Annotated in this window: 8 protein-coding genes; 7 read left to right on the top strand and 1 reads right to left on the bottom strand. The window is 67.2% G+C overall.

The genetic code is table 11. The annotated features are described in order from the left end of the window. From PLZ73_05500 to PLZ73_05485, 4 genes are all read left to right on the top strand, one after another. Nucleotides 1-737, top strand: a 737-nt coding sequence (locus tag PLZ73_05500) for a lipid II flippase MurJ (GenBank protein ID HOO77327.1), incomplete at its 5' end; no start/stop codon positions are given. After that, on the top strand, nucleotides 737-1,417 hold the full coding sequence (locus PLZ73_05495) for a glycosyltransferase family 2 protein (protein HOO77326.1): 681 nt from the start codon (nucleotides 737-739) through the stop codon (nucleotides 1,415-1,417). The genes PLZ73_05500 and PLZ73_05495, both read left to right, overlap by 1 nt. A 37-nt stretch (nucleotides 1,418-1,454) precedes the next feature. Further along, a complete protein-coding gene (locus PLZ73_05490) occupies nucleotides 1,455-2,549 on the top strand; it encodes a phospholipase D-like domain-containing protein (GenBank protein ID HOO77325.1) in 1,095 nt (364 codons plus the stop codon). After that, entirely contained in the window at nucleotides 2,534-3,685 is a 1,152-nt protein-coding gene (locus PLZ73_05485; protein HOO77324.1) for a DUF2334 domain-containing protein, read from the top strand. Before PLZ73_05490 ends, PLZ73_05485 begins: the two co-directional genes overlap by 16 nt. Nucleotides 3,686-3,691: 6 nt before the next feature. Here PLZ73_05485 and PLZ73_05480 read toward each other — a convergent pair whose 3' ends face one another. Further along, entirely contained in the window at nucleotides 3,692-4,264 is a 573-nt protein-coding gene (locus tag PLZ73_05480) for an NUDIX domain-containing protein (GenBank protein HOO77323.1), read from the bottom strand. Between the two features lie 63 nt (nucleotides 4,265-4,327). Between PLZ73_05480 and PLZ73_05475 the strand changes: the two genes are divergently transcribed. Genes PLZ73_05475 through PLZ73_05465 form a run of 3 tightly spaced genes read left to right on the top strand, consistent with a single transcriptional unit; the run spans nucleotide 4,328 to nucleotide 6,966 of the window. After that, entirely contained in the window at nucleotides 4,328-5,131 is an 804-nt protein-coding gene (locus PLZ73_05475; GenBank protein ID HOO77322.1) for an ATP-binding cassette domain-containing protein, read from the top strand. Continuing rightward, nucleotides 5,128-6,330 (top strand): hypothetical protein, encoded by a 1,203-nt coding sequence (locus tag PLZ73_05470; protein HOO77321.1) that lies wholly within the window; start codon nucleotides 5,128-5,130, stop codon nucleotides 6,328-6,330. Before PLZ73_05475 ends, PLZ73_05470 begins: the two co-directional genes overlap by 4 nt. 60 nt (nucleotides 6,331-6,390) lie before the next feature. After that, nucleotides 6,391-6,966: an outer membrane beta-barrel protein gene (locus PLZ73_05465; protein ID HOO77320.1), complete on the top strand. Its 576-nt coding sequence runs from the start codon at nucleotides 6,391-6,393 to the stop codon at nucleotides 6,964-6,966. Nucleotides 6,967-7,008: the final 42 nt, after the last annotated feature.

Here is a 7,008-nt window from a genome sequence, read left to right as displayed (position 1 = left end):
CGGCCGCCGGGTACTACACCTGCGCCCAACAGTTCGCCCGGATACCCTACATGCTCCTCTACGCCCTCAGCCTGACGCTCTTCCCCACCATCGCCGCCCGGTCCCGCGACCGGGAAGCCGTCCGCAGGACCCTGCGCACCTGGGTCCGCTGGGGATTGATTCTCTCCCTGCCCGCCGCGGCTTTGATCGGCGCCGCCGCGGACGGGCTCGCGGCCTGGGTCTACGGGACCGACAGCCTTCCCGCGGGCGCGCCGCTGCGGGTGCTGGTCTTCGGACAGACCGCCCTGGCCTTCCTCTTTCTTCTGGCCAGCGCCCTGGCCGCCGACGGAGCCCCCTGGACCGCCTTCATCCTGGTCGGGGGAACCCTGGCCGCGGACACGGCGCTCTGCGCCCTCCTGGTTCCGGCCCGGGGGACCCTGGGGGCGGCGGCCGCCACCGCCCTGGCCTGCGCCGGCGGCCTGGGGGCGGCCTGGGCGGCCGCCGGACGGAGGCTGGGGAACCCCGCGGGATGGGCGACGGCTCGCAGGACGCTCCTGGCGGCCGCCGTCGCCGGGGGGGGAGCCGCCGCGATCGCCCCCCGGGGCTGGCTCCTCCTCGTCGTTCTTCCCGCCCTGGGGGGGGCGGCGGCGGCGGTGCTGGCGGCGACGGGAGAAGTTGACAGGAAAGACCTGGCGATGCTAGCTTCCCTGTTTGTCAGGGGGAAGAAGCCCGCCGCTCAACCCGAGGTGTTCCCATGATGTCGGTCAGCGTCGTTATCCCGGTTTACAACGAGGAGAAGACCCTCCTCGATATCATCGCCCGGGTCAAAGCCCAGGACCTGGTCACCGAAATCGTGGTGGTCGACGACGGCTCCTCCGACGGCACCCCCGCGCTGCTGGAGGCTCTCGAGGACGAGAAGGTCCGGGTCTTCGTCCAGGAGCGCAACCGGGGAAAGGGCGCCGCCATCCGGCGCGGTTTCGCCGAGGCCCGGGGGGATATCGTCATCGTCCAGGACGCCGACCTGGAATACGACCCCGGGGAGTACCGGAAGCTCTGCCGACCCATCATGGACGGGGTCGCCGACGTGGTCTACGGAGCCCGGTTCCTGGGCGGTCCGCACCGGGTCCTTTACTTCTGGCACTATGTCGCCAACAAGCTCCTGACGCTGCTCACCAATATTCTCTACAACATCAACCTCAACGACATGGAGACCTGTTACAAGGTTTTTCGCCGGGACGTCCTGACCGGGGTCGAACTCCGGTCGGAACGGTTCGGGATCGAACCCGAGATCACCGCCAAGATGGTGAAACGCGGTTACCGCCTCTACGAGGTGCCGATCTCCTATTTCGGACGCACCTACGAAGAGGGCAAGAAAATCACCTGGAAAGACGGTTTTGTCGCGTTCTGGACCATCGTCAAGTTCCGTTTTTGCGACTGACCGGCGGGGGATTCCCCGCAAGGAGAAACGGCCGTTGATGAGGATCGCCCTCGGTATCCTGCTGGCGAGCTTGCTGTTCTTTTCCCCGGCGGTTCTCTGCGGGGGGGCCGAGACGATCGTCCCGGTGGTCAACCGCGACTATCTCCCCGTCCTCCTGGAGCTGATCGCCTCGGCGCGGACGTCCATCGACTTCATCCAGCTCGAATTCCACTACGACCCCCAGGTGAAAAAAGTCCAGGATGCGCTCCGGGAAGCGGTCGGGCGCGGGGTGGCGGTGCGGGGCCTGATCGAAGACAAGATCTCCTTCAACCGCACCAGCGAGGGCTATCTGAACCGTTTCGGCATCGAGACCCGTCTCGACACCCCCCGCAAGCAGCTGCACAACAAACTGTTCGTCGCCGACCGTCGCCGGGTCCTCCTCGGGTCCACCAACCTTTCGGCCAACTCCATGGACAACAACAACGAGACCAACGTCCTGGTCGAGAGCCCGGCGGTGGGAGAGTTCTTCGCGCGCTACTTCGAACAGCTTTGGAAGAACAGCGAGGCCGAGCCCGTACTGGAGGCGGTCGAGATCCCCGGCGCGGCGACGGTGGTCAACCGCGGGCACTTCCCCGTCCTGGAGAAGATGATCGCCGGCGCCCGGCAACGGGTCTGGGTCATGGTCTACGGCATGAACTATTCGCGCAGCTATCCGGATTCCAAGGCCAACGCCCTGATCGACGCCCTCATCCTCGCGGCCGGCAAGGGGTTGGACGTCCGGGTGATCCTCGATCTCAGCGACTACAACCAGGGACTGAACCGCCTCAACCGCGAGACCGCCGAGCTGCTGAAAAAAGGCGGCGTTGACGTCCGGTTCGACCGCGAGGACGTCACCACCCACGCCAAGCTGGTGCTGGCGGATCAGACGGCCCTGGTGGGTTCGGCCAACTGGGGGTACCAGGCCCTGGAGGTCCGCAACGAAAGCAGCCTGATGATCACCGATCCCGCCGCGGTGGCGTTCTTCGGCGATTATTTCACCGAAATCTGGAACGGGCGGATCTACCCGCCCCCGACGCCGGTTCCGGCCGGGCCGGCCGCGACGCCGAGCCCCGCGCCGGAGCCGACGCCTCCCCGACCATGTCCTGGAAAATAAAAAAACGGGCGGCCCTGCTGGCCGGACTGCTGCTCCTGGCGGGGGCGATCTACGTTCTCTTCAATTACTTTTCCCTGGCCCGCGACTATATCTACGGCCCCCCCATGCTCTTCATCCGCAACCGCTATCTCTCCCTGGACATCTACCCCCACGGCTTTCAATCGGCCAGCGTCTTCACCAACTGCGACATCGAAGCCACCACCCCGCCCGAGGATATCGCCATCCTCCGCCTCTTCCTGCGCAAACACGGAATTCCCGGGGTCTTTTTCGTCATCCCCGACTATATCGACACCTACCCCGTCAAGGACGCCCCCCAGGTCCTGGCCGAACTCCGCAGCCTGACCGAGGAAGGCCACGAAATCGCCCAGGAGGGAACGTACCACACCTACGGCCCCGACCTCGCCCGGGGCGCCCCGGAGGGCGGAGAACTCTTCGAACTGCCGTACGACGAGCAGCGCGAACGGATCGAGCAGGGGCACAACGCCCTGGCCGAGCTCGGTTTCTTCCCCGTCGGTTTCCGGGCTCCGGAATTCGTCACCACCCCGGACACGTTCCGGATCCTGGAGATCTGCGACTTCCTCTACTCCTCCAGCACCCTCTCCCCGCCGCGGACTTTCTCCAGCCTCCTGCGCCGGCCGTTGACCGAGGGGGTCCTCTACCCCTACCACCCCTCCGGCTACCGGCTCCTGGAGTTCACCGACCAGGTCAACCCCCTGCAGAAGTTCGACAAGGGGGTTCGGATCTTCCGCCGCATCCATTCCCTCAACGGCGTCTTCGTCTACCACACCTACATCGGAAGCGTCTCCAAGCCGGAAAACCTCCAGATCCTGGAGGAATTTTTCGAAATCATCCTCTCCGAAAACACCTGGTGCACCACTCTTTCCACCTTGAGCCGGTGGTGGCTGGCCCGGGAAAAACTGCGCGTGGAGAGCGCGCGCGAGGGCGATTGCCTGGTGGTCACGTTCACCAACCCCACCCCCTATCCCCTCGACGACATCGGGCTCTGGATCTCCCGTTCTCCTTCCGGGGCGAGGCGCTACCGGCTCCAGGACCACAACGGGGTGGCACTGGCCGAGGGCGCGCTTCCCGTCCGGGAAAAACTGTTCTTCTCGGTGCCGGGCGAAACCGGATTTTGAACCGGCTCAACCGCCGGCGGACGCCGGACCCGGACCGGTTTCGAAGATAAGCCAGCAGGCCGAGGCGATTTCGCAGCCGGCGGCGGCCTGGGCCCGGAGAAATTCCCGGATGCGGGCGGGCTCGACCGGGAAAACCTCGATCTCCTCCTCGGGCTCCAGCTCCTGGCGGGGCTCCAGGTTCTCGGGCGCGGTTTCGTCCACCTCCATCTCCACCAGGTACAGGTCGCAATCGAGCACGGCGGGGTTGATCTTCAGACGCGGGGAGACCGAGACGATCGTTCCCGAATATCCGGTCTCTTCCTTCAGTTCCGCCTCGGCCTGGAGGCGGATGTCGCGCCCGGGGGCGACGCAGCCGGCGGGAAGGGCGATGACCCGGGCCTGAACCCCGGGACGGAACTGGCGGATGAGCAGGTACCGGCCCGAGGGGCGCAGGCGGGCCAGCACGACCACGACCGTCTCCTCCCGGCTGCGGACGATGATCTCCCATTCGAGGCGGCTGCCGGCCGCGGTCCGGTAGGTCAAATTCCGCAGGGAGAGCCAGGACCCCCGAAAAAGCGTCTTTTCTCCGATTTTGTCCACGGCGTATTTTTTTGCGTCCCGCGCCCCGACCGACGTATCATGGCCGGGCGAGGGAGGCGGCACATGGTAGCACAGGCCGGAGCGCCGAACATCATCGAACTCGAGGACGTCCGTCTGGAACGCAACCGGACGGTGATCCTCTCCTCCCTGAGCTGGGCGATCGCCCGCGGCGAACACTGGGCACTCCTGGGCGCCAACGGCGCCGGGAAAACCTCCCTGCTCAAGGTGGTCACCGGTTACGAGTGGCCCACCCGCGGGCGGGTGTCGGTCCTGGGCCGGGAGTTCGGGCGCTGCGACCTCCGGCGCCTGCGGCGTCTGATCGGGTGGGTGAGCCATTCCCTGGAAACCAGGTTGCGGGGAGCCGATACCGCGCTGGAGACGGTGCTTTCGGGCCTGGAAGCGACCCTGGGGGTATACCGCGCCTTCAGCGCCGCCGAGGTCGGGCGGGCGCGGGCCGTCCTGGGCGAGGTCGGCTGCGCCGGATTGGAGCAGCGGCCGGTCGGGCATCTTTCCCAGGGCGAACGCCAGAGAGTCCTGGTGGCGCGGGCCCTGGTGGCCGAGCCCCTCCTTCTGGTCCTGGACGAACCGTGCGCCGGGCTCGATCCCGCCGCCCGGGAGTTTTTTCTGGAGGACCTGAGGAGAATCCTGCGGGGGGGGAGCGCCCCCACCCTGCTTCTAGTCACCCACCACGTCGAGGAGATCGTCCCCGAAATCAACCGGGTCCTGATCCTGCGCGCCGGCACAATCCTGGCCGCGGGGAGCCCGGACGAGACCCTGGCCGCCCCGATCCTGGAGGAGGCCTTCGGCCGGCCCTTCCGGGTCGAGCGGGAGGGCGGCCGCTACCGCCTCGCCGGAGCCGGAACGTGAGGCTTCCGGGCTGGCTGGCGGCGGGCGCGGCGTCCCTGGCGATGGCCCTGGCCCTCCGGGTCCTGACCCCGGTGCAGACGGTCGGGTACGACGGCGCTTTTTACCGGGCCATGACCGAGTCCCCCTGGGGGGGGGCGGACCGGACCCTGACCGCGCCCTACGCTTTCCGGATCTTTCCCGCCTGGGTCCTCCACTTCGTCCCCGGGCCGGCCCTGGGGGTGTACACCGTCTACACCGTGGGAGCCGAAACCGCCGCCGCCGCCCTCCTCTTCGCCTTTCTCCGCGCCCGCGGCCTGGGGCCGGGGGCCGCCGGCTTCGGGACCGGACTCTTTCTCACTTCCTGGGTCAACCTCCGCTTCGCCCTCTACAACCCCATCCATATCGACGCCACCTACTACCTGGCGGTGGCGGGAGCCTTCTGGGCCATGGCGCGGAAACGCGACGGCTGGTTCCTGGTTTTTCTCCTGGCCGGCGCCCTCTCGCGGGAATACTTCGTGGCCCTGCTCGGCGCCTGGTACTTTTTCCGCAAAACTCCGGGCAAACTCGTCGACGGCCCCATCCTCCTCCGGGGCCTGGCCCTGGGAGCCCTCCCCGTGGCGGCGGCGGTCGCCCTGCGGGCGCTGATCCCGGCGGTCAACCGCGGGTTCGACTACGCCGGCCACGCCGTCTATTTCGGCCGTCTTTTTTTCCTCTACTGGCCCCGGATGGTCCATGCCGCCTTCAACGTCTTCGGCGTGGGACTTTTCCTCGTCATCCTCGACCCCCGCGGCGCCGGGCGCTGCCTGGCCGCCAACCCCGGCGCGGCGTTGTATCTCGGCGCCTGCGTCCTCTTCACCGCGGTGGGCGGGGCCGACCGCTGCCGGATCCTGTTCACGGCCTTTCCCGCCGTCGTCCTCCTGGCGGCGCAGGCGGTCGAACGCCGGCGGGCGATCTACCTCAGGCCGGGCTTCCTCGTCTTTGCGGCCGCGGTTCAGCTTTTCCTGATGCGGGCCTACCTGCCCATCACGCCGGCCAACTACCGGCTCCACTGGTGGAGCACGGTCAGTTTCCGGCCGGAAGCGCTGCTGCGTCAGAGCTGGAACCGGATCCTGCTCTGCGGCGCCGCCTTCTCCCTGGTCGCGGCCGGCTCGGCCCTGGCGGCTTCGAGCGCGCCCGGGGGCCGTTCCCGTCGCGGCGGCGGGGTCCCAGCGAAGTGTTGACACTTCGGGGCCGGTTCGCTATGCTTTGAGCGTGATCATCAACCGCGCTGGAGGTTTATGATGAGGAATCTTGCCGTAACCGTACTGGCCGCGGGGCTGCTGGTTTTCGCCGCCGGGAGCGTTCCCGCCCAAGTCGGGGTCGAAGCCCACGGGCTGTACACGTTCGAGTACAGCAACGCCGACATTTCCACCAACGAGGAGTTCGGCGGCGGCGCGTCCCTGGCCTGGAAAATCTGCCCCTATTTCCGGATCGACGCCGGCGCGGACTACTACGGTCCCAAGGTCCGGGGCTGCCAATACGCCCCCGACGATCTCAGGGCCGAATTCATACCCGTCACCATCGGGGCCGGAGTCGGCGGGTTCATCACCGAGGGCTTCTACCTCTTCATGGGAGGGGGCACCGGGTGGTCGTTCAACCACCTCAAGCACGGCGACGGTTCCGACCTCAAGGACGGCATCGTCTGGTTCGCCTACGGCATGCTGGAGTTCTTCCTCACCGACAACCTCGCGCTCCAGGCGCAGTACCGCTACACCTGGCTGCGGGCCGATCTCAAAAACCTGGATTTCGACCTCGAGCACAAGGACCTCAACTTCGACCACATGGAAGCCCGCCTGGGACTGGCGTTTTATTTTTAAACCCAAGTAGCCCGGGGACCGCCCGGGAAACCGCAACAGGGA

This window comes from bacterium (assembly GCA_035380285.1).
Lineage (GTDB): Bacteria > Auribacterota > Erginobacteria > Erginobacterales > DAOSXE01 > DAOSXE01.
The sequence above is the reverse complement of the archived record's forward strand: the minus strand, read 5'-3'. Positions and strand labels throughout refer to the sequence as shown.